A 26,510-nucleotide genomic window follows, 5' to 3' on the forward strand; every position below is an offset into this window, starting at 1 on the left:
GATCCGAGTGCGTTCCTACGTCTCGCGTTCCGCCATCAGCCGTCCCACCGCCTGTTCCAGTTCGACGATGCGGTCGGCGAGGTCCGCCCCGCCCGGACCGTTGGCATCTCGTAGCAGGAGTTCCGCCTGGGCGAGTTGGCCGACGACCTCAGAGAGCCGGTCGGCGTCGTCCGGGTGTGCAGGGCGTTCCGCGGTGTCCGTGGTGTCCTTGCCGTACGACGGCTCGGTGGATGCGCAAGTCGGGGGAGGGGTGGACGGCGTAACCGTTGGGCGGCCGCCGTCCGCCGTCAGGAGGCGTTTCAACTGTTCGGATTGGTCCATGAGTTGGCGGTTCTTGCGGAACAGATCGAGGAAGACGTTGACCTTGGTCCGCAGCAGCCAGGGGTCGAAGGGCTTGATCAGAAAATCGGCGGCGCCGACCGTGTAGCCGCGGTAGGCGTAGTTCGGATCGACTGCGGCTCCGGTCAGCAGGATGATCGGGACATCCTTCGTCTGGTCGAGCCCCTTGATGTTGGCGGCGGTCTCGAAGCCGTTCATGCCCGGCATCAGCACGTCGATGAGCACGACCGCGAACTCCTGGCGCAGCATCGCCTTGAGGGCTTCCTCACCCGAGTGCGCGCGGACCACATGGCCCAGTGAGCCGAGTACGGCTTCGAGAGCGACCAGGTTCTCCTCCATGTCGTCGACGATGAGGATGCTGGCGGTCTCCGATGCTGCTGGCTGCGTCGCCGTCATGTTGGCCGTCCTGTTGGTCCGTCGTCATCGTCCCTGTTCCTGAGGGTGTCGCCGTCGTCCCGGTCCGTGGCGCTGACGTTGTCGGAGGGATCCGGCCGCGGCTCCGGCAGAGTGCACTGCGGGTCGAGGAGCCGGCAGATCACCGACAGCAGGCGGTCGACGTCCACCGGCTTGGGGACGTAGTCGTCCGCGCCGCTCTGGATGGCCTTCTCGCGGTCACCGGGCATGGCCTTCGCGGTGAGCGCGATGATCGGCAGGTCCGCGAAACGAGGTGTGCGACGGATCGCTGCGATCATCTCGTATCCATCCATTTCGGGCATCATGATGTCCATCAGCACCAGTGATACGTCAGGTGTCTGATCAAGGACCTCCAGGCCCTCGCGGCCGTTCTCCGCGTACTTGACACTGATGCCGACGCGCCCCAGCACATGCGTCAGTGCGAAGACGTTCCGGATGTCGTCGTCGACGATGAGGATGCGACGGTCGGTCAGCACCCCGGCGAGGCGGCCACTCAGCCAGTCCCTGAGCCGGGTCGTCTCCGGCCAGCTGACGCCGTCGTCGCCGCCGTCGGGCCGGGTTCCGGTGCGGGGCACGGACTCCTGGGGCCTGAACACATCGACCTGCGACGCGGGTCCGGGCTCGGCCGCGGGTCGGCCGGTGAGGGCGGTGAGTTCGGCGATGGCTCGGGTGGTGCTGCTCACGGGGCGCGCTTCCACCGCGGGGAGAGCGCCGGAGGGCGGACCCGTGTAGTGCACGGGGACGAAGAGGGTGAAGGCGGAGCCGACGCCCTCTTCGCTCTCGGCGATGATCCGGCCGCCGAGCAGGCCCGCCATGTCCCGGCTGATGGAGAGGCCGAGCCCGGTGCCGCCGTATTTGCGGTTGGTGGTGCCGTCGGACTGCTGGAAGGCCTCGAAGATCTGGTCGAGCTTCTCCGGCGCGATGCCGATTCCGGTGTCCTTGACGGTCAGAGCGATGACGGCGTCGGCGTTGCGCAGCGTCTCCTCCTCGAAGTCCGAGACCATCGAGCGTTCGACGATCAGTTGCACTCCGCCGGACGAGGTGAACTTCATTGCGTTGGAGAGGAGGTTGCGGAGGATCTGCTGGAGCCGCTGCTCGTCCGAGTAGAGTTCGAGCGGCACGCTCTCGCTGACCTTGATGTCGAACGACAGGCCGCGGTCCAGAGCGAGCGGCTGGAACGTCGCCCGTACGTAGTCGAGCAGTTTGATCAGCGGCAGTTTCTTGGGATGCACATCCATCCGGCCTGCTTCGATCTTCGACAGGTCGAGGATGTCGTTGATCAGTTGCAGCAGGTCGGAGCCCGCGCGGTGGATGGTGACGGCAAACTCCACCTCCTGCGGGGAGAGGTGGTCGTCGGGGTTGTCGGCGAGGAGCCGCGACAGCACGAGGAGCGAATTGAGCGGGGTGCGCAATTCGTGCGACATGTTCGCCAGGAATTCCGACTTGTACTGGGAGGACGTGGCCAGCAGCGCCGCCTTCTCCTCGAGCTCGGCGTTGGTGAGCTGCAACTCATCGGAGCGCTTGCGCAGTTCGGCGGTGAGGCGCTGGGATTCCGAGAGGAGGGACTCGGTACGGGAATTGGCGATGATGGTGTTGATGGAGACACCGATGGTGTTCACGAACTGGTCGACAAAGGCGAGGTGGACCTCGCTGAAGCTGCTGAACGAGGCCAGTTCGATGACTCCGAGCACCCGGTCCTCGAAGAGGATCGGCAGGATGACGACGCTGGCCGGGGGCGCGGCGCCGAGGCCCGAACTGATGGTGATGTATTCGGTGGGGACCGCCTCGATGAGAATCCGCCGTTTCTCCGTTGCGGCCTGGGTGACCAGACCCCAGCCAGGGGCATCGAGGCTGAGCCGGGTGCGCCGGCGGCGGACTTCGGGCTGGCCGGTGCCGTAACCGGCCAGCAGCTCAAGGTCCTCGCCGGGCTCCGCGCCCGCTTCTGCCAGGAAGAATGCCCCGTACTGGGCGTTCACCAGAGGGGTCAGCTCGCGCAGGATCAGGTCGGCGACCTCGACCAGGTCGCGGTGGCCCTGCATGAGTCCGGCGATACGGGTCAGGTTGGACTCCAGCCAGTCCTTGGCCCGGGTGGTCTCACGGAGGTTCGCCACCATGAGGTTGATGTTGTTCTTCAGGGCGGCGACCTCGCCCTGGGCCTCCACCGAGATGGAGCCGGACATGTCGCCCTGTGTGACAGCGCTCGCGACCTCGGCGATCGCGCGCACCTGGGTGGTCAGGTTCAGCGCCAGTTCATTGACGCTGGTGGTCAGCCGCTTCCACGTCCCGAAGACACCTTCCACCCGGGCCTGGCCGCCCAGCTGTCCCTCGCTGCCCACCTCGCGGGCCACTCGTGTCACCTCGGAGGCGAACGAGGAGAGCGTGTCGACCATGGTGTTGATCGTGGACTTGAGTTCCAGGATCTCGCCGCGCGCGTCCACGTCGATCTTCTTCGACAGGTCGCCCTCCGCGACGGCGGTGGCGACCTGGGCGATGTTGCGGACCTGGGAGGTGAGGTTGTCGGCCATGAAGTTGACGTTGTCGGTGAGGTTCTTCCAGACGCCCGAGACACCGTGGACCTGGGCCTGGCCGCCGAGTCGCCCGTCTGTGCCGACCTCGCGGGCCACCCGGGTCACCTCGTCCGCGAAAGCCCTCAGTTGCTGGACCATCGTGTTGACGGTGTCCTTCAGCTCCAGGATCTCGCCGCGCGCGTCCACGTCGATCTTCTTCGACAGGTCGCCGTTGGCGACGGCGGTGGTCACCTGGGCGATGTTGCGGACCTGCGAGGTCAGGTTGAGCGCCATGCGGTTGACGTTGTCCGTGAGGTCCTTCCAGACCCCGGAAGCGCCCCTGACCTGTGCCTGACCGCCGAGGTTGCCCTCGGTGCCGACCTCGCGGGCGACGCGGGTGACCTCGTCGGCGAAGGCGGAGAGCTGGTCGACCATGGTGTTGATCGTCGACTTCAGCTCCAGAATCTCTCCCTTGGCCTCCACGGTGATCGTCTTGCCGAGGTCGCCCTCCGCGACGGCGGTGGCGACCTGGGCGATGTTGCGGACCTGGGAGGTGAGGTTGTCGGCCATGAAGTTGACGTTGTCGGTGAGGTCCTTCCAGACCCCGGATACGCCCCTGACGTGGGCGCGGCCGCCGAGCTGGCCCTCGGTGCCGACCTCGCGGGCGACGCGGGTGACCTCGTCGGCGAAGGCGGAGAGCTGGTCGACCATGGTGTTGATCGTCGACTTCAGCTGCAGGATCTCGCCCCGCGCGTCCACGGTGATCTTCTGACTGAGGTCGCCGTTGGCGACGGCGGTGGTCACCTGGGCGATGTTGCGGACCTGGGACGTCAGGTTCGACGCCATGAAGTTGACGTTGTCGGTGAGGTCCTTCCAGACCCCGGATACGCCCCTGACCTGGGCGCGCCCGCCGAGCTGGCCCTCGGTGCCGACCTCGCGGGCGACCCTGGTCACCTCGTCGGCGAACGCCCGCAGCTGGTCGACCATGGTGTTGACCGTGAGCTTCAGCTCCAGCAGCTCGCCGGTGGCTTCGACCGTCACCTGCTGTGTCAGGTCGCCGCGCGCCACCGCCGTCGTCACGACCGCGATGTCCCGCACCTGTGCCGTCAGCCGGGACGCCATCGTATTGACCGCTTCGGTCACATGGAGCCAGTCGCCCGACAGTCCCTGCGCCTTCGCCCGGCCGCCGAGGCGCCCCTCGGTGCCGACCTCGCGGGCGACCCTGGTCACCTCGCCGGTGAAGAGCGAGAGCTGGTCCACCATGCGGTTCACACCGATGCCCAGACGCCGCAGGTCACCGCGGAGCTGGCGGCTTCCGTCGTGCAGATCGACGTGCTGGGTCAGATCGCCGTCCGCGACGGCGTCGAGCACCCGGGTGGCCTTCGCGACGGGTACCACCAGCGCTTCGAGCACCGTATTGGCAGCCTCGATGTTCGTCGTCCAGGTTCCCGTGCCGGGACTCGCCGAGATCCGCTCGTCCAGCCGTCCCTGTCGGATGATCTCGTGGCGCACCCGCTGGAGCTCCGAGGCGAGATGTGCGTTCCGCGCGACGATCTGTTGGAACACCCCGGCCATTTCGGCCAGCACCCCGTCCGGCACGACGGCGCCCTGTTTCTCCGGGTCCTCCACGCGCGCTGTGAAATCACCGTCGCAGAGGGCCTTCATCGCGCCGAGCAAGGGGCGTAGATCGCTCGTACGAACCCACTGCCCGTCCGGCTCCGTGACGGGTCGGGTCGGGTCCAGTGTCATGGAACACCCTCCGCCCAAGATCCATCGGTGCACACCAGAGGTTCATTGGTCACGCATGTCATAGTATAAAGCGCACGAAAATACTGCTTTCTGGGCGTATTTGAGGCACACGGGGGGAAGAGGGGTTTCGTTGTCCGTACACGCGACCGAATCCGTGTCCAGGAAGGGGCTGCCGGCGAACCAGCTGGCGGCTGCCCGGGCGCGCGAATTCGTGTATGCGGCGCTTGAGGGGTGGACAGCGCCCGCGAACGGGGACGGCGCGTCGGCCGCCGATTCGGCTCCCGGTGCGGCCGCGGCCCCTGCTCCGATGACGGTCCCCGAGGAGCTCGTCGACGACGCCGTCCTGCTCGTCAGCGAGCTGGTCACCAACGCCGTCATGTACGCCGGCACCGATATCGACGTGGTCTGCCGCCTGGAGCGGAACCCGGCCACCCGGTTGGGTGTCGTCGTGGAGGTCGCGGACCGCCACCCCTCCAGGGGGGTACGCGGCGGCGCGGACACCCGGCGTGGCGAGCCCGGCTACGGCCTCCAGCTGGTGAGTGCGCTCTCGGAGTCCTGGGGCGTGACCTACCGGCGGGCGGAGAAGAGGGTCTGGTTCCGGCTGGAGGCCGCGGAGGGAGGGACTGCTGCGACAGATTCGGCCGCCTCCGGTCCCGGTATCACCGAACCCGGTACCACCGGGCGCCACAGCGACGCACAACCCCATGACGCAGGGCCATCAGTACATCCGGCACATGCCCAGGGGTACGCCGCCGAGTGGACCGACCGTGGCGGCCCGTCGTTCCTCGCAGAGACCAGCGAACTCCTGGCAGGCCAGCTCGACGAGGCCATGGTCACCGCGCTCGCGGCCCAGATGCTCGTACCCCGGCTCGCAGACTGGTGCGGCATCTGGCTGAACACGCCTGGGATGGGCCTGCAGCTGTCCCGGGTCTGGCATGCCGACGAGCAGCGCATCACTCCGCTGCGCGAGGAACTGGAGCGGATCCCGCCGCCCTCCGCGGTCCGCATCGGGGGTACGCCCTGGCCGTGGCCGGAGAGTGCCGGCATCGCCCATGCGGGTGGGTCGGCGTTCGCCTTCCCACTCATCGCCCGCGACCTCGACCAGGGTGTACTGCTGCTCGGCCGGGCCGGGCAGCCGCAGATGACCGACTCCGTGGTGCGGATGGTCCAGGACGTGGCCCGCAGGGTCGCGCAGGCCGTGTACACCGCTCGCCAGTACACCCGGCAGCGCAGGATCAGCGCCGCGCTCCAACGCAGGCAGCTGCCGGCGACGCTGGCCAGGATCGTCGGCGTCGATACGGCGATCGTCTACGAGCCGCACGGCGAGGGGCAGACCGTCGGCGGCGACTTCTACGACATCTTCCCGAGGGGCGAGAACCACTGGTGCTTCCTGCTCGGCGACGTACAGGGAAAGGACCCGGAGGCGATGTCCGTCACCGGCCTGGCCCGCCACCTGGTGAGGCTGCTGGCGCGCGAGGGCCATGGCGTCGAATCGGTGCTCGGCCGGCTGAACGTCGCCATGGCGGAAGAGAGCGCCGAGGCATTCGCGCTCGGCGCCGAGCAGACAGGCTCCCGCTTCCTGAGCCTGCTGTACGGGGAGCTGACCGTCGACCCGGGCGTGCCGGGAGCCCACTGCACGGTCGCCACTGCAGGCCATCCTCCGCCGCTGCATCTGCATGCCGACGGCAAGGTGGAACCGGCCTCCGTGCCCCAGATGCTGCTCGGCATCGATGAGGGCGCCGAATTCCGGGCCGTCACCTTTTACCTCGCGCCCGGTGAGACGCTGTTGTGCGTGACCGACGGCGTCACCGAACGCCGCTGCGGCAACTGGCAGTTGGACGATAATGACGGTCTGGCCGATGTGCTCAGGCAGGGTATGGGACTGGGTGCGAAGGCACTTGCGGAGCACGTACGGCGGGCGGCGCACGACTTCGGGACGGGGCCGGTCGAGGACGACCTCTCGGTACTGGTGCTGCAAGCAGTGACGGACCCCTGTGCGAGTCGGACCTGAACGTCGACGGGTAAGCGGAGAGGCCGCTCGCTCAGGCCCGATCGCCGTTGTCGAGAGCTTCGGATGCCGCGCGAAGTGACCTGTCGGCGGCGAGCAGTTCGCACAACACCTGCGACCGGACGATACCTCGGGCGATATCGTGCCGATCGACCGTCGATCGTGTTCTGATTGATCTGCAGCAATGGATCGTTGACATGCAGTGGGAACCGGTCACGGGAGGCGTCGTGGCCGACGCCTGCGTGGAATTGCGCGATCGCTTCGCGCATGCCGGCTCCCCGGCCGTGATTCTTGTCCGGTACGTACGTGCGGACGGTGCCGACGGCGGTGTCGACGCCGCCCCCAACCGGCTGGTCCCCGGCCTCGAACCCCGCGCCGGGGACCGTCTGGTGACGAAGAACGGGCTGGACGCCTTCGAGGGCACCGGCCTCGACGACCATCTGCGCGGATCCGGCGTCACCAAGCTTGTCCTGGCGGGCCTTTCCACCGCGAACGGGGTCGCCGCGACCGCTTCGACGGCGAAGGCGCTCGGCTACGAGGTGGCTGTCGCCGCCGATGCGACCGCGAGCCGCAGCCAGGCCGAGCACCGCACGGCACTGGAGCAGCTCGCCGCGCTCGGCGTGCGGATCGGCCGCGTCGAGGAGCTCCTGCCCGAACGAGTCACTGGCAGCTGACCGACGTGGGCTCATACAGATGAGCGTTTGTGCGAGGGCCGGTCCACTCGCTGGCAGGACATACAGGCGAGTCAGCTGAAGGACCGCCGGTAGGTGTGGGGGCTGACTCCGGTGGTGCGCCGGAAGCGGTCGCGGAAGGCGGTGGGCGATCCGAAGCCGACCTGGGCACCGATGCGTTCGACGGAGTGCCGGGTGGTCTCCAGAAGGTGCTGGGCCTGGCGGATGCGGGCCCGGTGGAGCCACTGGAGCGGGGTGACCCCGGTCTGTTCGCGGAAGCGCCGGATCAGTGTCCGGGTGCTGATTCCGGCCTGAGCGGCGATGTCGGCGAGGGCCAGATCGCGGCTCAAGTTGTCCTGGAGCCATGTGAGCAGGGGTTCGAGCGCGGATCCCCGTGGGGTGGGTATGTGGTCGTGGACGATGAACTGCGCCTGACCACCCTCGCGTTCGAGAGGGACGACGGACAGGCGTGCGGCGTCGGCGGCGACGGCCGAGCCGTAGTCGCCGCGGATCATGTGCAGGCACAGGTCCAGGCCGGCGGCGGCTCCTGCCGAGGTGAGGATCTGCCCGTTGTCGACGTACAGGACATCCGGGTCGACCTCGATGTCCGGGTGGGCGGCGGCCAGGAGACCGGCCGCGATCCAGTGGGTGGTGGCGCGCAGGCCGTCCAGCAGGCCGGTGGCGGCGAGGGGGAAGGCGCCCGAGCAGATAGAGGCGATACGGGTGCCGTCCTTCGCCGCGGCGCGCAGCGCGTCGCGGACGGCGGAGGTGAGCGGGGCGGCGGGGTCGGCGGTGCCGGGCACGATGATCGTGTCGGCGCCCTTGAGGCCGTCCAACCCCCAGGGCGCGCGCAGACTGAATGCGCCTGCGTCGATTTCCGGCTGCTCAGCACACACACGGACCTGGTAACCGGGGCGCCCGTCCGGGAGGCGGGTGCGGGCGAAGACCTCGATCGGGGTGGACAGGTCGAAGGGGATCACCTGGTCCAGGGCGAGAACAGCGACGGTGTGCATGGCCAGAACTTACCTGCCCGCCCTGCCGCCGACTCGGCTTCAAGGAACCAGGCGCGATCGTCCACCCAGCTCAAGGGCCATGGTCTGACCGATGGCGATATCCCGTTGAAACATGTCACTCACGCCACTGGGCGGTCGGATGAAACGTGTTTAGCGTCGAGGTCTACCCGGTGCAGACCGGTCCCCCGTACGTGAAGGAAGTTCCATGCACGCCCAGATCGTCCCGTTCGACGGCTTCGATCCGCTTGATGTCATCGCCCCCTATGAGGTGCTGTACGCCGGTGGAACCGCCTCCGGCGGAGCGGTGAGTGTGGAGCCGGTGTCCGCGGAGGGGCCCCGCGCGGTGGTCAGCGGGTCCGGGGGGCCGACGCTGCAGGCGACTGCCGCTCTTGACCCCGGCCGTGCGGGCCTGGTCCTGGTTCCCGGAGCCTCGGGCCGTGTCGGGGAGCCCGGCGAAACACCTGACCTGGAGGCCGGGACCGGCGAACAGAAGCAGGACGAGCTCATCCCCGTACTGCTGGGCCGCACCTTGAATACCGAACTGCCGACGCTGCTGAATGCGGCTGTGCACAATCCGCAGGTGACGGTCGGCGCGGTGTGCGGCGGCTCGCTCGTGCCGGCCATGGCCGGCCTGCTCGAGGGCCGCCACGCCACCACCCACCACATGGGCCTGGACATGCTCGATGCCACCGGCGTCCATGCGGTTCACGCCCGTGTCGTCGACGACGGCGACCTGGTCACCGGCGCCGGTGACACCTCCGGGCTCGACCTGGGCCTGTACCTGCTGCTGGAGCGCGAAGTGGGCCCCCGGATCGCCCACGCCGTCGAGGAGCTGTTCGCCCACGAGCGTCGCGGCACCGTCCGGCGTGCCCGGGGCCCAGCTCCCACAGGCCTCTGACCATGCCCTGCTCGGGCACCTGTTCACCGCACGCACCGTAAGGAAGTACAGCAACATGTCTGTCGAAGATACCTGGCACCTGTCCATCTCGACTCCCATCGGCACGATCAAGGCAGTGGTCGAACTTCGCCGACAGCACAGTGTCCTGACCGGGGTGGCCCACGGGGCGGGGGAGGAGGTCCCGCTTGTCGACGTCGCCCTCGACGGTCACCGACTCACCTGGAGGCAGACCGTCACCCAGCCCGTGCGCCTGAACCCGGTCCTTGCGGTGGCGGTCGACGGTGACACCCTGATCGGCACTTCCGAGGCCGGATGCCTGCCCGCCTCGAAGGTCACCGGCCGGCGCCGGGCCGCCCGGCCGATCACGGAACACTGACCATGACGAAACTCCTCCTCTCGCTGCACGTTCTGGCCTCCGTCCTGACCATCGGCCCGGTCACCGTCGCAGCTAGCATGTTTCCCAAAGCTCTACGTCACGCGCACAGCGACCCGGGCGACCGCGAGGCGCTCACGAACCTGCGGTTGCTGCACCGCATCTGCCGCGTCTACGCGGCCATCGGCATCGCCGTCCCGGTCTTCGGGTTCGCCACGGCCGGCAGCCTCGGCGTTCTCGGCAGCGGATGGCTGATCACTTCAATCCTGCTGACCGCTGCGGCCGCGGCCACCCTGGCCCTGCTGATCCTGCCCGCCCAGGACCGCGCGCTCGCCACCGCACAGACCCCGGGCGCCGGCTCCGGCCCCCGCTCGGCCGGCCGCCTCGCCATGCACACCGGCGTCTTCAACCTGCTGTGGGCCACCGTCACCATCCTGATGATCATCCGCCCCGGCTCCACGACGGGAGCATGACCGTGAACCTCCGTCACCTGCGTATCGCGGCCCAGGGCGAACTCATCTCACTGATCATCCTGCTGACCAACCTCGCCACCGCCCACCTCCAACCTGTTTCCTCCTTGATGGGCCCCACCCACGGCTGCGCCTACCTGTTCGTCGTGGTGGCCACCTGGCGCCTCAAGCAGGCCACACCCGTCACCAAGGCGACGGCTGTCATCCCTGGCATCGGCGGCCTCCTCGCACTGCGCCGGCTCCGCGCCGACCTCGTCGATCAGCAAGGTGAAGGCGCCATCCGGCCCTGACTCCCGCTCCCCGGTGACTGACAGCCCGGTGGGAACCCGGCCGGTTCAGTCGAGACGGTCGTACCTGTCCGGCTCCCAGTCGGCGAACAGCGTCAGCGCCTGCTCCGTCTCGGTGCGTTCCGGTGCGGTGGAAGTGGCCGGCCACCAGTTCTCCACCTGATGTGCGTCCACGAGGACGAAGCCGCGGTACCCGTCGAAGTCACCGGGGTCGCTTGCCACGCCGATATGGATGGGCGCGTCATCGGGAAGATCCTTGAGTGCATCGCGCAGCTGGGCGGCGTTCCAGATTTGAGGGACGTGCTCGAAGGTGTCGGTCATGCGCACAGGTTGCCGCAACGCGGTGTCCTGCAGGCGGAGGCACGGCTGCTTCCCGGCCCGAAGCGCTGATCCGGTGCAAGGCCCGGGCAAGGATCGGACGAATCGCGGGGGCAGGCGGCAAAATGCCGGCTAAGCGGGCGCTTCACCGACGGCCGGCCCTGCCGGCAGGGCCTGTTCCACCCAAATGGTCTTGCCGGTGGTCGTGTAGCGCGTGCCCCACTGTTGCGCCATCTGGGAGACGATGAACAGGCCGCGGCCGCTCTCGTCGTCAGCGGCGGCATGGCGCAGATGGGGTGAGGTGTGCCCGGTGTCGGCGACCTCGCAGATCAGGGTTTCGTCGCGGATGAGCCGGACGTGGATCGGACCCGCGGCGTAGCGGATGGCGTTGGTGACCAGCTCACTGACGATGAGTTCGGTGGAGAACGACAGCTCGTCCAGCCCCCATGCTCCGAGTTGCCCCGTGGTCACGGCGCGGGCTTTGCCGACCATCGCCGGCTCCGCGGTCAGCTCCCACGTAGCCACCTGGTGTTCGTCGAGCATCCGTGTGCGTACGAGGAGCAGGACCGCGTCGTCGTTCGCCGGCCCTGGCACCAGGGTCGCGACTGCGCGGTCACAGAGTTCTTCCAAGGGGCGCCGGTACTGGGCGAGGGCGCCGGTGAGCAGACCGAGTCCGACATCGATGTCGTCGGCGGCCGCCTGGACGAGCCCGTCGGTGAAGAGGGCGACGAGGCTGCCCTGCGGCAGCTGGAATCCCATGGTCTCGTAGGGCAGACCACTCAGTCCCAACGGAGGGCCCGGCGGGAGATCCGGGTAGCTGGCGACGCCGCTGTCCGACAGGACGACCGCAGCCATCGACTCGCCGGCGCGCGCCATGCTGCACTGTCCCGACACCGGGTCGTACACCGCGTACAGGCACGTCACCCCCAGGGCGTCGTCCTCCCGGGGCCCCGCGCCGCCCGCACCATGAACGGCCGCCCGCTCCTTGGCGGTCTGCCCTACCAGGTCGTCCAGGCGCGAGAGAAGCTCGTCCGGGTCGAGGTCCAGGCGGGCGAGGACGCGTACGCCGGTGCGCAGGCGCCCCATGGTGGCGGCGGCGAGCAGTCCGTGGCCGATCACCTCCCCGACGACCAGGCCGACACGCGTTCCCGACAGTGGGATGACGTCGAACCAGTCACCGCCCACCCCGGACCGGCTGTCGGCGGGCACATAGCGGCTCGCCATCTCGACAGCGGTCGGCTGCGGCAGCCGGCGCGGAAGCAGGCTGCGTTGAAGCCTGAGGGCCGCGGCGTGCTCGCGCGTGACGACCAGCATCAGCACGACGCCGAGCAGCAGGGCTCCGAGGCCCACGACGGTGACCCCGCCCGTCAGTCCGATGAACGGCAGGTCGATGGAGGTTGCGCCGTATCTGGGGTCGGCGTAGACGACGAAGGCGGCGTAACAGAAGAGGAAGAGCATCGTCAGCCCGCCCAGACCCGGCAGCAGGCCCTTGAACAGGAAGTCCCTGCGGCTGCGGGTGAGCACCCTGCGGAAGTACCAGACACAGGCGAAGCCGGTGAGGCCGTAGTAGAACGTGATCGCGAGCCCGACCGACCCGATGGTGTCGGCCAGGACGTTGTTGCTGATCGCCGTCAGCAGGACGAGGAAGCCGACGGAGGCCAGGCCCAAGGAGACGGTCGACCAGGTCGGGGTGAGGAATCTGGGGTGCAGTCGGGCGAACCGGGAGGGGACGGCCTTGTGCGCGGCCATGGAGAAGACGGTCCGGGCCATAGGAAGGATGGTCGTCTGGGCTGAGGCCACGGCGGACGTCAGCACCATGAGGATCAGCAGCTTGGAGAAGAAGGGCCCCACCCCGTGGGTACCGAAGACGGCGTTGCCCAGACCCGAGAGCACGTCGCCCGCGTTGTCCCTGTTGCCGAGCCCGATCCCGGCGGAGCCGACTCCGGCGAAGGCCTGCGCCGAGGTGGCGACCAGGGCGTAGATGACCAGCAGCAGTACAACGGAGATGATCGCGGCGCGTCCGGGGATGCGCGTGCTGTCCGCGGTCTCCTCGTTGACCGTGACGGCGGTGTCCCAGCCCCAGTAGATGAAGACGGCGGCGAGGATCCCCGCGGTCAGCGCTTCGGCCGATGGCACGTGGAGGGGGTTGAACCAGGAGGCGGAGACGTGGATCGCCATCTCGGGGTTGCCGGTGTAGACCTTGACCAGGGCGGTGACGGCGAACAGCAACAGTACGGACACCTCGATGCACAGGAGCCAGCGCTGGACGGCAGCCGAGATCTCGATGCCGATGTAGCAGATCGCGGTCATGACGATGATCCAGATGACACCCGCGAGGGTGGTCCACACCCTGTTTTCCGTGAGGGAGTCGTAGCCCAGGAGACGGAAGCTGTAGATGCCGGCGATCTCGGCGAGGTTCGCCATGACGATGATGTCGGCGACGATGATGCCCCAGCCGCCCATCCAGCCGGTGCGTGGGCCGAAGGCACGGGTCGCCCAGGTGAAGGTGGTGCCGCAGTCGGCGTTGCTCGCGTTGAGTTCTTTGTAGGCGTACGCGATCAGGAGCATCGGGACGAAGGCCAGCATCGTGATGATCGGGGCCTGCAGGCCGACCCCCGCCACGATGAGGCCCAGGGTGGCCGCGAGGCTGTACGCCGGGGCGGTGGACGCCAGGCCGATGGCAACGGAGGAGAGCAGTCCCAGAGCACCGGATTTGAGCCCTTTCTTACCCGCGCCTGAGTCGAGTGCGAGCGGCGCGTCGGTCGCGCCGGGGCTACGGGAGAGCTTCACACCGGATGCCAACCTCCTCAATTGCTTTCCGTCCACCATTTTCGCCGCAGGCGAGGAGGCCTGCCACGGGAAACCGGCTGGGTGATCCACACCGCCGCAAGCAGGACCAGCGGTACCGGACTGCCGAGCGTCGAGCACGGCGCCGGTGGCAAGCGCCCCCAGCCTCGAAGCAAGCGCGCACCCGCTGCGACGCCTCGCCGAGTTGCTCCACGGTCAGCGCCCTGACCTCGCAGCGCGCGCGGGTGAGGGCTGGGATGACGTTCACGGCCTGGCCGCCGGCGGTGACGATGCCGTGTACGACCACACCGGGCGGCAGCTGCCGACGGAGCAGTCCGACGGCAGTGTGGGCGACGGTCATCGCGTCGAGGGCGTTGATGCCTTCCCAGGGGGCGAGTGCGGCGTGCGAGGGCTTGCCGCGGTAGGTGATGTCCCAGGGCCCCGATGGCCGGTGAGGAGGCGCCGAAGCTGTCGTCGGGGGCGGCGTGCACCATCAAACGCATGGGTCACCTGCTCGACGAGCAGGTGCGCCGCATCGGCGTCCAGCCGATCTCGCCCTGGTAGCCGGAGCGAGGGAGCGCTCGCCCGGGATGGGCCTCCTTCACCCCCACGGCAGCGTCCAAGGCGCCGTCGAGCAGGCCTGTTACGAATCCGACACGAGCGGGCCAGAACATTCCGGACAGGCATAGCGTGAGCGGGCTCAGGATCACGCGCATCCCATGGGGGGATCACATGTCGTACGGCTACCCGCCTCAGCAGCCCGGCCAGCAACCCGGCCAGCAACCCCAGTGGGGGCAGCAGCCTCCGCCGCCGTATCAGCAGTGGCCCCAGCAGGGCCCGGGGTGGGGCGCGCCGCCGCCCAGGAAGTCGAATACCGGGCTGATCGTGACGCTGTCGGTGCTCGGTGGGCTGGTGCTGCTCGGCGGCTGTGGTGCGCTGGTGGCAGTCACGGTGAGCCATGCACCGAAGCCGCGGACGCTGCCGACGACCGAGGCGCCGCAGGACAAGGCACCTGGGAAGGACGCACCCTCCGAGGAGCCCGCCGTCGAGAAAGGGAGCCCCGAGGCGGATGTGAAGCTCACCAAGTGCGTGGTGGATTCGCTGACGACGTGGCCGGCCGCTGATGTGGAGATCGTGAACCACGGCGACTCGAAGGCGACCTACGTCGTCAACGTGGAGTTCGTGGACGGTTCCGGTACACGTCTCGGCGAGGGCTTGGCCGCAACCGACAGCCTGGCTGTGGGGCAGAAGGCCAGGGAGAAGGCGCAGGGCCTCGTGAAGGTGCCGGGCAAGGTCAGGTGCAAGGTGTCGAAGGTGACGCGTTACCCGACGAACTGACGGCATGACGATGCCCTGTCGCCCGTGGTGGTGGCGGGGCATTCGTGTGATCGGTGGTGGCCGCTCCGGCTCTGCTGCGACTCCGGCCGCACCCGACGAGGTCAGGTGCGGTTCCGGCTTCGGCTACGGATCATCGACATCAGCAGTCCGTGGGTCTCGGCGTCGGCGGCCACGACAAGCCCGCGGCCAGCCTGCCCGATCGGGACGCCGTCGATCCCGGTGACGACGCATCCGGCGGCCCGGCAGACAGCGATGCCCGCGGCGAAGTGCACGCTCCCGGACAGGTCGCCGCCATCGGTGACATACGCGGCGCGCTTGCCGGCGGCGACCCAGGCCAACGCCAGCGTCGTGGACACCACCCGCGGCCGGAACCGCTCGACGAACCCGGGGTGGGCCAGCAAGTCCACGGCCCGGAACCCCGGCGCCCCCGGGAACGGCGGATCCAGGTTGACGTCCACCAGCTGGGTGGCGGGCGTGGGCACCAACTGCGCATCTGCCCCGTTCTGCCGCACCCGGGCGGTCTCACCGTCGGTGAAGAAGACCTCGCCGCTGAACGGGTCGGCCACCGCCGCCGCCCCGTCGCGCAGCGCCACGTTGACGGCCACCAGCATGTTGCCGACGGCGTAGTTCAGCGTGCCGCACAAGGGATCCACCAACCACTGGCGCACCGCGTCGGCAGCACCCTGCTGCCCGCCCTCCTCGCCGAGCACCGCATCATCGGGCCGGGCGGCACGGATGACACCGAGAATCGTCTTCTCGGCCTCCACATCGGCGGCGGTGGCGAAGTCCCCGGCGCCCTTGTCGATGCGGGTGAGCCGCCGGCCGTACATGTTGTGCACCACGTCCGCGCCGGCACGTGCCGCAGCTATCGCAACACCGGCATCGTCAAGGCCCGCATATGAGTTGATCACGTCGCGCAGAATATCGGCGTGAAGCGTGTCCTCGTCGGTCGGACCGGCATCGTCGCGAAGTGTGGCCGGGACAGGAACATGGCACGGCGGGTGCCAGGGGTCACCTCCCCTGGCACCCGCCGCGATTCAGCCGGGTAGGTCCGCGCTACCGTTCCGAGCGCCTCATGCGGTGCCGGGCTGCAGGTACGCGCGGTCCACTGTCTGCCGGACGGTGTTGCCGGCCGCGTCCTTCGCGGTCACGCGCAACGTCACGTACGCGTCGCCGTGCATCCGGGCCGGCCGCTCCACGACGGAGGTGAAGCCGCTGCCCTTGCGGGCCGTGGTGGCAGTGGTCCAGGTCCGCCCGTCGTCGTAGGACGTCTCGACCTTCAGCGTCACGCCGCGTGGCGCCGCCATGCCGTCCTGCATCCGGACGTCCAGGCCGAGAGTGTGGCTGCGCTGCGAGTCCACCGCGTTCCGGGCGTCGACCGGCACGGTGTAGTCGACCTGCAGCATCGGCAGCAGGGCCGTGTCGGCGGCGGTGTCGGAGCGGAACGTCCACGACGTTCGCGTGCCGGTGCCGAAGCGCCAGTCGTCCGAGGTACGGGCGGTCGTCAGGTCCATCCGGTATTCGGCGTTGCCCGCGGGCACCTCGAAGTTGCCCCACGCGCCCTGGTCGGACTCGGCGATCCGCTGCCCGTTCCGGTACAGCGCCGCCGTGGCCGTGTCGTTCATCGCGGCCGCAGTGACGCCGGTGCCGATGCCGCCACCGAAGGGGTCGGCCTCCGCGAACGACCAGTGGCCGTTGCCGGAGTCGTTGAACTCCGGCACGTACACCGACAGGGTGTCGCCGTTGCGCACCGACGGCAGGTGCCCACCACGCGGGATCGACGGGCGGACCACCGCGCCGTACCAACGCTCCGTGGTGCGCTCGCCCGGCCGGTAGGTACGCGTGTCGTCGTGCATGCCGGCCGCCAGCGGGAAGTCGGGGACGTCGATGACGTTGTGGTGCACGACGTGCTTCCACAGCGTGTCACCGCCGGTCACGTACTCGACGCGTTCCTGTCCCGCCGGAACGTAGCGCGTGTACTGGTTCCACGCGGTGTCCTGGTACGGCCGCCATCCGAAACGCTGCTCGCTCGCCCAGGACGAGGCACCGGTGCGGGTGTACGTGCTGCGGACCACCGCGCTCTCGCGCTCGGAGACGGTGTACACCAGCTGCTTGGGGACGGAGCCCTTGGCCACCTGCATCACGTCGTACAGGTACGGGCTGCGGACCGTGCCGGAGAACTCCACCGTCGTGGTCCGCTCGCTGGCGCGCTTGAGCACCGCGGTGCCTTCCGCCGTGCCGGCGCGCATGGTGGGCAGAGCCATCCGGTCACCGGTCGGGCTCCACCGCGTCCAGGGGTAGAAGCCGTCCTCCACGACCAGCATCAGTGCCTCGGCCCCGGCGTCCGCCGCGGCCTGCGCGAGCGCCCGGTCGTCGGAGAAGTCCCAGCGGACGACGGCCAGCTTGCCGCGTACGTTGGCGGCGCGAAGCTCGGCGCTCGTGCCCTTGCCGGCGTCCACGGCGGTCAGCCGTGCTCCCTTGTCGCTGAAGGCCGGGGAGGCGTTCACGTAATACGGGCTGAAGCTCAGCGATGTACCGGAGACCTTCGCCCGCAGCTGCGGGGCCACCATCTGCCAGCGCGAGGAGAACTCGAAGTCGCCGTCGGTGACCTTGGCGGTGGGGCTGACGTAGATCCGCTTGGCGATGTCGAAGAACATCACGCCCTGGATCAGGCCGTTGCCGTCGATCTTCCGGTACGTCTGGTAGCTGAGCACACCGCGCTGCTCGGCGGGGCGGGGCGTGCGGATCTGCACCGGGGTGGTGTCGGCGGCGTTGAGCGTCACCGACATGTCCTTGGTGACCTTCACCTCCGGGTTGACCACCTCGCGCAGCTCCTGGCCGTCGGCCGCCCTGTCCAGCGTGCCGAAGCTGAGCTGGTAGGTGCCCTCCTCCACTTCGGCGACGGCCGGCTCCATGCTCGTGTAGTTCACGAAGCCGTCGGCGCCCCAGATCACCGGAGCGGCGCCCGGGATGACCTTGCCGTCGCGGTCGCGGGCGACCACGGTGAGCTTGTGGACCGGGGCGTGCACGTTCAGGGCCACAGTGGTGTGGGTGAGCACGGTGCCGTCGGCTGATGTGGCGGTGACGTAGCCGTAGTACTTGCCGCGGACGGCGTTCGCCGCGTCGGTGCGCAGCGGTACTTCGGCCGTGGCGCCGGGGGCCAGCTGCACGGTGTCGGAGCCGAGGGTGACCACGCCGCCGGCGAGGGCGCGCCCGGTGTTGGTGGCCAGGGTTGCGGCCAGGGAGAGCGTCACCGGCTTGTCGCCGGTGTTGGTGTAGCGGACCGTGGCCCCCTGCTGCTTCCCGCTGCCGCCGGTGTAGAGCGGGGCGAGGGTGACGCTGCCGGTTGCCGTGACAGGGCCCATGGCCGTGGCCAGGTCGATGCGGCCGCCGCCCTGCTCGGTCACCTTGGTGCCGGGCACCGTGTGGGAGGTGCTGATCAGGGCGTCCTTGAGCTGCTGGGCGCCCCAGTCGGGGTGCTGCTGGGCCAGCAGCGCGGCGGCACCGGCGACATGCGGGGTCGCCATCGAAGTACCCGACGCGGAGGTGTAGTTGGCATCGACCGGGTCGCCCATGGTGGTACCGGACGCGCGGGCGGCGACGATGCCGACGCCGGGGGCGGTCACATCGGGCTTGACCGCCGCGTCGCCCAGGCGCGGGCCGCGGCTGGAGAAGGAGGCGAGGGAGTCGTCGCGGTCGACGGCTCCGACGGTCAGCGCGGCGTCGGCCGCGCCCGGCGACCCGACTGTGGACGGGCCCGGTCCGGCGTTGCCCGCGGCGACCACGAAGAGCGTGTCGGTGGACGCGGTCAGGGTGTTGACGGCCTGGCTCATCGGGTCGGTGCCATCGGTTTCGGCGTCCGAACCGAGGCTCATGTTGACGACCTTGGCGTGCTGGGAGGCAGCCCATTCCATGCCGTCGATAACGGACGACTCCGAGCCGTAGCCGTCGTCGCCCAGTACCTTGCCGATCAGCAGGTCGGCGTGGGGCGCGACACCGCGCCGGGTGCCCGAGGACGCGGCGCCCGTGCCACCGACGGTCGCGGCGACGTGCGTGCCGTGGCCGAAGTGATCGTCCGTGCTCGGGCTGCCGGAGAAGTCCTTCGCCTCCGCAACGCGGCCGGCCAGGTCGGGGTGGTTCGCGTCGACGCCGGTGTCCAGCACGGCCACCTTCACGCCCTGGCCCTCGTAGCCGGCCTTCCAGGCGGCGGGGGCGTTGATCTGCGCGGTGCTGCGGTCCAGCACGGCCTTCACCTTGCCGTCCAGCGAGACCCGCGGAACGACCGCGGCACGGGCGGCGTCCGACTTTCCGCCGGGGTTCAGCGTCTTCCAGAAGCGGCCGAGGTCGTCGTCGGCGACCCGCAGCGACCGCGCGTCGAGGCTCTCCAGCCTACGGGCGGGCGTCGCGGCCGCCTTGAACGCCACCAGCCGGTCAGCAGTGGCTGCGGCGGCCTTCGCCGCCTGCGAGCTGACCCTGGCCCCGACCCGTGACGGCTCCGAGGAGACGATCAGCGGAAGCGTGGAGGCGTGGGCCTCGTCGTAGCCGTCGGCGATCAGGGCCGTCACATTGAAGAGGCGGCGGTCCAGGGTGCCGGCGGACACCAACGACTCGGCGTCGAACGGGATCACGGTCAGTGCCTTGTCGTCCCCCTCCAGCGTCCGGAAGGGGATATCCTCGCGCCCGGGTCCGGGCTGCACCGACGCGGTGTGCCGTCCACCGGGCAACGACGTCACGGTCACCCGGTCGCCGGTCATCAGTCGCACGGTCGCGGAGCGAGCTCCAGGCTTGGCGGCGGGACGAGTGGCGGTCCCGGTGTCTGCCTTCCCCGTGGTGGCGGCGGCCGGCATCCCTCCGGCAACCACCATCAGTCCTGCCGATATCGACCCCGTCAGGCGGATCCATTTCATCAGCGAAAAACCTTTCGTACAGCTGGGGGTCACAACCTGCCCGAAAGAATCCACTGATGAAGCTGACGTGTCGCCGGCCTCACGTGTCACAACTGCGACATGTCCCAACAGCGACACGCGCGGCCTGCGCGTCCGTCCCGCCTGAGAACCCGGGTTCGGGTCACTGGGGTTGCAGCGTTTCGCGCAGACGCTGCGGCCCGTCCGGCGTGCTGTCACCTACAAATTCCGCGAACTGTCGGCCGTTCTTCCGATCGACCGGCTCCAGCAGTCCGTGCACGTGGTCACGGATCCGTCGCTGCAGCTCGACCCGCGAGAATCTGCCATCCACCCGGAGGAAGAGGGGGCGAATTTCACCCGCTGACGGTCTTGAGGGTGCCGGTGAGCGGAGAGCGTTATCGGTGTTGAGGCCGTGGCGGGCTGCCCAGGCGAGGGCGCCGTCGAGGGTGGCGTCGGCGTGGGCCGGGCGGGCGGTCGGCGGTGAGGGTGGGTGGCACTTTGCCCTCGTCCAGCAGGGTGGTCCACCGGCGTCCGGTGAGGGACAGATGGCGGAAGCCCGTCAGTTCGCCCAGGACGGTCGGGCCGGGGCGTCGGCTCCGGGCACGGACTCTCACACTCGCGGTGTGAGACCCTCTACGTCCGCATTGCGGGCCCCTCGGATCGCTCCGGTCGCCCTTCCCGCTCCCGGATTCAGCGGTGTTCGGGATTCTCGAAGTCGAAGCGGCAGCCGGCGTCCCACTCCGAGCGCTGGTTCCCGTGCGCCGGAATGCCACCCGCCTCCTTGAGCAGCCGCGCCAGGTGCAGCAGGTTCCACGTCATGAAAGTGGTGTTGCGGTTGGTGAAGTCGTTCTGCGGGCCGCCCGAGTCCTTGTCCAGGTACGACGGTCCCGGACCTGCTTCTCCCACCCAGCCGGCGTCGGCCTGCGGCGGCACCGTGTACCCGAGGTGCTGCAGGCTGTAGAGCACGTTCATCGCGCAGTGCTTCGCACCGTCCTCGTTGCCCGTGATCAGACAGCCCCCGACTCGCCCGTAGTATGCGTACTGCCCTGCCTCGTTGAGGATGGACGAACACGCATACAACCGCTCGATCACGCGCTTCATGACCGACGAGTTGTCTCCCAGCCAGATCGGCCCGCACAACAGCAGGATGTCGGCGGCCATCACTCTTTCGTACAATTCGGGCCAGGCGTCGGTCTCCCAGCCGTGCTCCCTCATGTCCGGCCACACGCCGGTGGCGATGTCGTGGTCGATGGCCCGGACCACCTCGGTGGTGACGCCACGCCCCTCCATCACCGCGCGGCTCCGGTCGATCAGTCCCTCTGTGTTGCTGACTTCGGGGGAGCGCTTGAGCGTGCAGTTGATGTACATCGCGCGCAGATCGTCGAAGCGGTATGCGTCATCGGTAGGGCCGGGTGACACCATGCGGGACTCCTCTGTGCGTACGGGAGAACATGAGACGTCACCCGGTCTACCGTCACCGCCGGGCATCCCCGGCCATAGGCGCGCGGGTGCCCCCCATACGCAGCAGGTGCACGAGGAGTGGGCCGGACAGGCGTCGCCGTATGCGCGCGGTGAGTACGCGTGCGGTGTTCGTGGGGCTCGTCGACCGGCCCTGAGAGGCGATACGCCGCAGGAGGTGGACGAGCCCGACGGGGCGGATCACTGCTTGCTCAGCGGGCGATCGCAGCCTCGGCCGCCGCCTTGATCCGCTGTCCGAACGCGGGCGCGTCCTTGCGCGCGGCACCGGCGGCGAAGCCCACCAGGAGCTTGCCGATGCCGTGGCCCTCCAGGACGTTGAAGATCCGCACCTTGGTCGTTCCGTCGGCTGTGGCCTCGAGGTCGTAGCCGCCCTCGGCAGCGGTGACCAGGTTCTTCGAGAGCTCCTCCCAGCGGATGCGGGTGGGCGTCACCAGCTCCCTGATACGGAACTCCCGCCGGGTCTTCATGCCGGCATCCTTGACCGTGCTCCGGAACACCGTTCCCACCGCCGTCGGCCCGGCCGGCGACTTCTTGATCCTCATCACACGTGGACTGAACTCCGGGTCGTGCTCGCCATCGGCGAGATAAGCGAAGACTTCGGCGATGGGCCGGTCGATCTCGACCGTAGCCTCGAACTGAGTGGCCATGACTTCTCCTCGTCACCCTGATCAGGTGCGTTCGGGCTGCGGGGGCGGCACGCGACCGCAGGCCCGCGAAGGCCCGCGAAGGCGCGGGACGGCGATCATAAGTCCGCCGGGGAAGGACGGCAGGCGGAACGACATGTGACGGCGCTGCGCGTCACCCTGGGCAGACGGTGACGGCTCAGAAGGCGCCCGGGCGCGCCGCTGCCCCGTCGGCCGTGACGCACCGGAGCAGCCCGCACGGCCGCCCGGTCCGATGGCATGCGATCGCCGCGAGGTTCGCTCCGGCCGCGCCGCCCCGAACAGTCGATCCAGGCGCGCGGCTCCCGTCTCGCCGCGCTCCAATGAAAACATGACCGCGCCACCCGACGACTGCCTCGCGCGCAACGACTGGCTCTGCGGGGCCTATCTGACGAGCCGTCGCGAGATCCTCCAGGACGCCGTCATCCAGCATCTCCAGCTGACCGCGGTCTCCGTGTTCGTCGGACTGCTCCTCGCCGTCCCGCTCGCTCTCGCCGCCCGGCGCCGGCGCTGGGCGGCCGGACCTGTGCTCGGCGTGACGACCATCCTCTACACCGTGCCGTCGCTCGCCATGTTCTCGCTGCTGCTGCCGGTCTACGGACTCTCCGCCTCGCTCGTCGTCGCGGGGCTCGTCCTCTACTCGCTCACCCTGCTCGTACGGAACATCCTCGCCGGACTGCGCGCCGTGCCCGAGGAGACCCGGCAGGCCGCCCGCGGCATGGGCTACGGGCCCATCCGTCTCCTCGTCGCCGTGGAGCTGCCACTCGCGCTCCCCGCCGCCATGGCCGGGCTGCGGATCGCCACCGTCTCCGCGGTCTCCCTGGTCACCGTCGGCGCGATCGTCGGCTACGGCGGGCTGGGCAATCTCATCTACTCCGGGATGAACACCTACTTCAAGGCCCAGGTGCTCACTGCATCCGTCCTCTGCGTCGTCATCGCGGTCTGCGCCGACCTGATGCTGCTCGGCGTCCAGCGGCTGCTGACCCCGTGGACCCGGAGGCAGTCGTGAAGACCGTCTCCGACACCTGGTCCTGGCTCACCAGCTCCGCCCACTGGTCCGGCGACAACGGCATCTGGCACCGCCTCGAACAGCATCTGTTCCTCACCGTCGTCTGTCTGCTGATCAGTTGTCTCATCGCACTGCCGGTGGCCCTGGTCCTCGGTCATCTCGGCAAGGGCGGCGCGCTCGCCGTCAACATCTCCAACGTCGGCCGGGCCGTCCCCACCTTCGCCGTCCTCGTTCTCCTGCTCCTCACCCCGATCGGCAGGTACGGCGAGGGGCCGACCGTCGTCGCCCTGGTGCTCTTCGCCGTCCCGCCGCTGCTCACCAACGCGTACGTGGGGATGCGGGAGGTCGACCGCGATGTCGTACGGGCCGCCCGCGGTATGGGCATGACGGGCCGGCAGCTGCTGTTACGCGTCGAGGTGCCGCTCGCTCTGCCGCTCATCCTGACCGGCGTGCGGATCGCCGCCGTCCAGCTCGTCGCCACCGCCACCCTTGCCGCACTGGCGGGCGGCGGGGGACTCGGCCGGATCATCACCGCGGGCTTCAACCTCGCCTCCACGCCGCAAGTGGTCGCAGGGGCGATCCTCGTCGCCGTCTTTGCTCTGATCGTCGAAGGGATCTTCGAGATCGGCCAGCGGTTCGCCCCCGCCTGGGTGCGCGGCGAGGACACCGGATGAGGGCTTGCCGGACCCTACCCGTACTCCTGACGCTGCTGCTGACGGGGACCGCGTGCACCACCGGGCCCGCCCTGGAGAACCAGGGGGACGTCACCGCCCCGCCGGGCGACAGCAGACACCTCACCATCGGCTCCGCGGGCTTCACCGAGAGCGATCTGCTCGCCCGGATGTATGCGCTGCTGCTCGACCGGGCCCGCTACTCCACGAAGATCATCTCTGTCACCAACCGGGAGATCTACGAACCGGCGCTGGAGAGCGGCCAGATCGACGTCGTACCGGAGTACGCCGCCACCTTCGCCGACTGGCTGAATGCCAAGAAGAACGGCGCCGACGCCACCCCTGTCGGCTCGCCCGACCTCGACACCACCATGAAGGCCCTGCGCGCCCTGGCCGCCCCCCGCGGCCTCACCGTCCTCGACCCAGGACGCGCCGTCGACCAGAACGCGTTCGCCGTTGCCGCCCCGTACGCGGCGCGGCACCGACTGAAGACGCTCAGCGACCTCGGCAGGTCCGGGCTGCCGGTGCGGCTCGCCGCGGGCGACGAATGCGTACAACGGCCTTACTGCGCACCCGGGCTGAAGAAGACGTACGGCATCGACATCACCGCCGTCGACCCCAAGGGTGTCGGCACCACCCAGGCCAAACAGGCCGTACAGAGCGGTCGGGACCAGATGGTTCTGACCACCACCACCGACGCCACCCTCGACAACTTCGGGCTCGTCCTGCTCGCCGACGACAAACACCTTCAGAACGCCGACTACCTCGTCCCCGTCGTCAACCGTGCGCGGGCCGGCAGCGCCGGGGTACGCAACGCACTGGACCGGCTCAACACTGTGCTGACCACCTCCGACCTGGCCCGCATGAACGAACAGGTGGACAGCTGGCGACGGCTGCCCGAGGACGTCGCGCGGAACTACCTGGAGTCCAAGAAGCTCCTTGTGGGTGGCTGAAGCTTCAGGGCAGCGGTGGCGGGCCGCCGAATGTCATACCGTCGGCTCGGGCGCCCAGCCGGGGACATTGCCGTGCAGGGCGCTGTAGTACGGATCGCCCGGACCGATCTCACCGGCACGGACGGTGTGACCGGTGAAGGCGGCCTTGTACAGGGCGGCGACCAGTTCGAGGCTCGTCCAGCCGTCGGCGCCACTGCTGCGCGGCCGCCGCCCGGCGGCAGATCGTCGATGATCCCGGCTGGATCCAGCCGACGAGTGAAGTCGGAAACGACAGGCAGAGCGCCCAGACGCTTCTCCACCACGGACGTCACCGCTACTTCAAAACGCTGACGCTGAGACCGTGGCCGCGGGGACCGGGAAGTCTTCGACGCACCCCACCCAACGCCACACCCGGCCCGAGGACACCCCCCGACCGGTCACACCATACGAATCAACGACCCGCGAAGTCCGGGTCTAGTAGACCGTCGCGGCTAATTTTTGGGATAGAGGTGGCGCAGTTTGATGCGTGCGTGGTGGGTGGTGAACTGCCAGTTCACCTGACGTTGGTCGGTGTTGGTGGCGTTCTGCCAGGCTGAGAGTTCGGTGTTGAGGTTGTCGAGGTTGCTGATCCGGCGGTCGAGGCATTGCCGGGTCAGCGCGGAGAGTTCGATCTCGGCGATGTTGAGCCATGACCCGTGCTTGGGCGTGTGGTGGATCTCGAGGCGTTGGGCCAGGGCGAATGCCTCTTCTGGTTCGAATGCCTCGTACAGCGAGGCGATGCCGTGGGTGTTGAGGTTGTCCATCACCAGCACCACGGCCTCAGCGTCTGGGTGGTCCACGCTCAGTAACTGCTTGACCTGGCCGGCCCAGTCGATCCGGGTCCGCTGGGACAGCGCCTGAACGCGACGCCATCCGCGCAGGGGTTCGACCCACACGAAGATCGAGCACGTGTCGCAGCGGATGTACTCGCTGTCCTGGCGGGCGTCGTGACCAGGGCGGGCCGGGAGCGGGGCGCGGGCATCGGCGAGGAGCTGGTAGGGCTTCTCGTCCATGCACACCACGGGACGTGTCGGATCGTAGGGCCGGGCATAGATGGCCAGCACGTCTTCCATCCGGGCCGCGAACTCCGCGTTCGCTCGTGGCGGGATGGTCCAGCACTTTCTCAGGTGAGGACGCAGTTCCGTTTTTTTAAGACCCGCCCGATGGTGGAGTGGTCCAGATCGGGGATGTCCTCGACCAGCGCGACATGCTTCTCCAGCAGCCGCAGCGACCACCGGGTATAGCCCTGGGGTGGCTGTGAGCATGCCATCGCGATCAGTCGGGCTTCGACCTCGCCGGTCACCGGCGAGGGCACCGGCGGGAGGTCACGCCTCTTCCGCGCGACCGTGGCGTGCACATCGCCACTGGTCTCGGCGAAACGCTTGGCGACCAGCCGTAACGTCTCACCGGAGACGCCGGGTCGGACCGCGATCGCCTCCTTGGTGTCCACCTCACCCACCGAGCTGTCCAGCGCAAGCAGCACCCGCGCACGATCATCGAGGCCCCACGAACACCTGTCGTGGTCACCCGGACCAGATCCTCACGATCCTGCGCGGTCAACCTGACCGGCGGCTTCTTCTGCAAACCCACAACAACAGTCTTATCTGGCAAAGGGGAAGGAATCTGCCAGACACCAACCTCC

General features: G+C 68.9%; 22 protein-coding genes and 1 pseudogene. 10 read left to right on the forward strand and 13 right to left on the reverse strand.

The features are described 5' to 3' along the window. Positions 1-15 precede the first annotated feature (15 nt). Both ACWCP8_RS07180 and ACWCP8_RS07185 read right to left on the reverse strand, forming a co-directional pair. Positions 16-735 carry a response regulator gene (locus ACWCP8_RS07180; RefSeq protein ID WP_352263369.1) on the reverse strand — a complete coding sequence of 240 codons (720 nt, stop codon included), beginning with the start codon at positions 733-735 and terminating at the stop codon, positions 16-18. Continuing rightward, positions 732-5,009 carry a HAMP domain-containing protein gene (locus tag ACWCP8_RS07185; RefSeq protein WP_451114695.1) on the reverse strand — a complete coding sequence of 1,426 codons (4,278 nt, stop codon included), beginning with the start codon at positions 5,007-5,009 and terminating at the stop codon, positions 732-734. The genes ACWCP8_RS07180 and ACWCP8_RS07185 overlap by 4 nt, the downstream gene beginning before the upstream one ends. 130 nt (positions 5,010-5,139) lie before the next feature. Between ACWCP8_RS07185 and ACWCP8_RS07190 the strand changes: the two genes are divergently transcribed. Continuing rightward, complete coding sequence (locus tag ACWCP8_RS07190) at positions 5,140-7,020, forward strand: SpoIIE family protein phosphatase (RefSeq protein WP_451114697.1); 1,881 nt, start codon at positions 5,140-5,142, stop codon at positions 7,018-7,020. A gap of 47 nt (positions 7,021-7,067) precedes the next feature. Continuing rightward, positions 7,068-7,691, forward strand: coding sequence for a cysteine hydrolase family protein (locus ACWCP8_RS07195; RefSeq protein WP_451114699.1), 624 nt, complete (start codon positions 7,068-7,070; stop codon positions 7,689-7,691). 71 nt (positions 7,692-7,762) lie between these two features. Here the strand turns inward: ACWCP8_RS07195 and ACWCP8_RS07200 are convergent, their stop codons facing one another. Beyond that, entirely contained in the window at positions 7,763-8,701 is a 939-nt protein-coding gene (locus tag ACWCP8_RS07200; protein ID WP_451114701.1) for a GlxA family transcriptional regulator, read from the reverse strand. Between the two features lie 205 nt (positions 8,702-8,906). Here ACWCP8_RS07200 and ACWCP8_RS07205 point away from each other — a divergent pair, with 205 nt between their 5' ends. From ACWCP8_RS07205 to ACWCP8_RS07220, 4 genes are read left to right on the forward strand one after another with little or no spacing between them, the layout of a single operon-like run. Next, positions 8,907-9,599 (forward strand): DJ-1/PfpI family protein, encoded by a 693-nt coding sequence (locus ACWCP8_RS07205; protein WP_451114703.1) that lies wholly within the window; start codon positions 8,907-8,909, stop codon positions 9,597-9,599. Positions 9,600-9,654: 55 nt separating this feature from the next. Continuing rightward, a complete protein-coding gene (locus ACWCP8_RS07210) occupies positions 9,655-9,975 on the forward strand; it encodes a hypothetical protein (protein ID WP_352263378.1) in 321 nt (106 codons plus the stop codon). A 2-nt stretch (positions 9,976-9,977) separates the two neighbouring features. Then, a complete protein-coding gene (locus ACWCP8_RS07215; protein WP_451114706.1) occupies positions 9,978-10,445 on the forward strand; it encodes a DUF2269 family protein in 468 nt (155 codons plus the stop codon). Then, a complete protein-coding gene (locus ACWCP8_RS07220) occupies positions 10,442-10,732 on the forward strand; it encodes a DUF3817 domain-containing protein (RefSeq protein ID WP_352263380.1) in 291 nt (96 codons plus the stop codon). Before ACWCP8_RS07215 ends, ACWCP8_RS07220 begins: the two co-directional genes overlap by 4 nt. Before the next feature lie 45 nt (positions 10,733-10,777). Here the strand turns inward: ACWCP8_RS07220 and ACWCP8_RS07225 are convergent, their stop codons facing one another. The 3 genes from ACWCP8_RS07225 to ACWCP8_RS07235 form a co-directional block, all read right to left on the reverse strand. After that, entirely contained in the window at positions 10,778-11,050 is a 273-nt protein-coding gene (locus ACWCP8_RS07225) for a DUF6225 family protein (RefSeq protein WP_352263382.1), read from the reverse strand. 129 nt (positions 11,051-11,179) lie between these two features. Continuing rightward, positions 11,180-13,837 (reverse strand): SpoIIE family protein phosphatase, encoded by a 2,658-nt coding sequence (locus ACWCP8_RS07230; RefSeq protein ID WP_451114709.1) that lies wholly within the window; start codon positions 13,835-13,837, stop codon positions 11,180-11,182. Further along, positions 13,821-14,264: a peptidase dimerization domain-containing protein gene (locus ACWCP8_RS07235; RefSeq protein ID WP_451114911.1), complete on the reverse strand. Its 444-nt coding sequence runs from the start codon at positions 14,262-14,264 to the stop codon at positions 13,821-13,823. The genes ACWCP8_RS07230 and ACWCP8_RS07235 overlap by 17 nt, the downstream gene beginning before the upstream one ends. Before the next feature lie 302 nt (positions 14,265-14,566). On the opposite strand from ACWCP8_RS07235, the gene ACWCP8_RS07240 reads away from it, so the two are divergent. Beyond that, positions 14,567-15,172 (forward strand): hypothetical protein, encoded by a 606-nt coding sequence (locus tag ACWCP8_RS07240; RefSeq protein ID WP_352263384.1) that lies wholly within the window; start codon positions 14,567-14,569, stop codon positions 15,170-15,172. Between the two features lie 101 nt (positions 15,173-15,273). Here the strand turns inward: ACWCP8_RS07240 and ACWCP8_RS07245 are convergent, their stop codons facing one another. From ACWCP8_RS07245 to ACWCP8_RS07260, 4 genes are all read right to left on the reverse strand, one after another. Then, positions 15,274-16,083, reverse strand: a complete 810-nt coding sequence (locus ACWCP8_RS07245; RefSeq protein ID WP_352263386.1) for an inositol monophosphatase family protein — start codon at positions 16,081-16,083, stop codon at positions 15,274-15,276. Positions 16,084-16,245: 162 nt separating this feature from the next. Next, complete coding sequence (locus tag ACWCP8_RS07250; RefSeq protein ID WP_451114712.1) at positions 16,246-20,079, reverse strand: S8 family peptidase; 3,834 nt, start codon at positions 20,077-20,079, stop codon at positions 16,246-16,248. A 687-nt stretch (positions 20,080-20,766) separates the two neighbouring features. Beyond that, positions 20,767-21,498, reverse strand: a complete 732-nt coding sequence (locus ACWCP8_RS07255; RefSeq protein ID WP_352263389.1) for a flavodoxin family protein — start codon at positions 21,496-21,498, stop codon at positions 20,767-20,769. Between the two features lie 248 nt (positions 21,499-21,746). After that, positions 21,747-22,202, reverse strand: a complete 456-nt coding sequence (locus ACWCP8_RS07260; RefSeq protein ID WP_352263391.1) for an SRPBCC family protein — start codon at positions 22,200-22,202, stop codon at positions 21,747-21,749. 346 nt (positions 22,203-22,548) lie between these two features. On the opposite strand from ACWCP8_RS07260, the gene ACWCP8_RS07265 reads away from it, so the two are divergent. Genes ACWCP8_RS07265 through ACWCP8_RS07275 form a run of 3 tightly spaced genes read left to right on the forward strand, consistent with a single transcriptional unit; the run spans position 22,549 to position 24,850 of the window. Beyond that, positions 22,549-23,226 carry an ABC transporter permease gene (locus ACWCP8_RS07265; protein ID WP_352263393.1) on the forward strand — a complete coding sequence of 226 codons (678 nt, stop codon included), beginning with the start codon at positions 22,549-22,551 and terminating at the stop codon, positions 23,224-23,226. Further along, positions 23,223-23,900, forward strand: a complete 678-nt coding sequence (locus ACWCP8_RS07270; RefSeq protein WP_352263394.1) for an ABC transporter permease — start codon at positions 23,223-23,225, stop codon at positions 23,898-23,900. The genes ACWCP8_RS07265 and ACWCP8_RS07270 overlap by 4 nt, the downstream gene beginning before the upstream one ends. Continuing rightward, a complete protein-coding gene (locus tag ACWCP8_RS07275; protein ID WP_352263396.1) occupies positions 23,897-24,850 on the forward strand; it encodes an ABC transporter substrate-binding protein in 954 nt (317 codons plus the stop codon). Before ACWCP8_RS07270 ends, ACWCP8_RS07275 begins: the two co-directional genes overlap by 4 nt. A 33-nt stretch (positions 24,851-24,883) precedes the next feature. Here ACWCP8_RS07275 and ACWCP8_RS07280 read toward each other — a convergent pair. The 3 genes and pseudogenes from ACWCP8_RS07280 to ACWCP8_RS07290 form a co-directional block, all read right to left on the reverse strand. Continuing rightward, positions 24,884-25,066 (reverse strand): annotated as a pseudogene (locus ACWCP8_RS07280) (Gfo/Idh/MocA family protein); the annotation flags it as partial. Positions 25,067-25,320: 254 nt separating this feature from the next. Continuing rightward, positions 25,321-26,103, reverse strand: a complete 783-nt coding sequence (locus ACWCP8_RS07285) for an IS630 family transposase (RefSeq protein WP_451114715.1) — start codon at positions 26,101-26,103, stop codon at positions 25,321-25,323. Beyond that, on the reverse strand, positions 25,992-26,351 hold the full coding sequence (locus tag ACWCP8_RS07290; protein WP_451114717.1) for a helix-turn-helix domain-containing protein: 360 nt from the start codon (positions 26,349-26,351) through the stop codon (positions 25,992-25,994). The genes ACWCP8_RS07285 and ACWCP8_RS07290 overlap by 112 nt, the downstream gene beginning before the upstream one ends. Between the last annotated feature and the right edge of the window lie 159 nt (positions 26,352-26,510).

This window comes from Streptomyces sp. NPDC002206 (assembly GCF_053593595.1).

Bases quoted from the DNA above. Each gene is read 5' to 3' on its own strand.
- ACWCP8_RS07180 (WP_352263369.1), bottom strand. From the start codon at position 735: ATGACGGCGACGCAGCCAGCAGCATCGGAGACCGCCAGCATCCTCATC.
- ACWCP8_RS07185 (WP_451114695.1), bottom strand. From the start codon at position 5,009: ATGACACTGGACCCGACCCGACCCGTCACGGAGCCGGACGGGCAGTGG.
- ACWCP8_RS07200 (WP_451114701.1), bottom strand. From the start codon at position 8,701: ATGCACACCGTCGCTGTTCTCGCCCTGGACCAGGTGATCCCCTTCGAC.
- ACWCP8_RS07205 (WP_451114703.1), top strand. From the start codon at position 8,907: ATGCACGCCCAGATCGTCCCGTTCGACGGCTTCGATCCGCTTGATGTC.
- ACWCP8_RS07210 (WP_352263378.1), top strand. From the start codon at position 9,655: ATGTCTGTCGAAGATACCTGGCACCTGTCCATCTCGACTCCCATCGGC.
- ACWCP8_RS07215 (WP_451114706.1), top strand. From the start codon at position 9,978: ATGACGAAACTCCTCCTCTCGCTGCACGTTCTGGCCTCCGTCCTGACC.
- ACWCP8_RS07220 (WP_352263380.1), top strand. From the start codon at position 10,442: ATGACCGTGAACCTCCGTCACCTGCGTATCGCGGCCCAGGGCGAACTC.
- ACWCP8_RS07225 (WP_352263382.1), bottom strand. From the start codon at position 11,050: ATGACCGACACCTTCGAGCACGTCCCTCAAATCTGGAACGCCGCCCAG.
- ACWCP8_RS07240 (WP_352263384.1), top strand. From the start codon at position 14,567: ATGTCGTACGGCTACCCGCCTCAGCAGCCCGGCCAGCAACCCGGCCAG.
- ACWCP8_RS07250 (WP_451114712.1), bottom strand. From the start codon at position 20,079: ATGAAATGGATCCGCCTGACGGGGTCGATATCGGCAGGACTGATGGTG.
- ACWCP8_RS07255 (WP_352263389.1), bottom strand. From the start codon at position 21,498: ATGGTGTCACCCGGCCCTACCGATGACGCATACCGCTTCGACGATCTG.
- ACWCP8_RS07260 (WP_352263391.1), bottom strand. From the start codon at position 22,202: ATGGCCACTCAGTTCGAGGCTACGGTCGAGATCGACCGGCCCATCGCC.
- ACWCP8_RS07265 (WP_352263393.1), top strand. From the start codon at position 22,549: ATGACCGCGCCACCCGACGACTGCCTCGCGCGCAACGACTGGCTCTGC.
- ACWCP8_RS07275 (WP_352263396.1), top strand. From the start codon at position 23,897: ATGAGGGCTTGCCGGACCCTACCCGTACTCCTGACGCTGCTGCTGACG.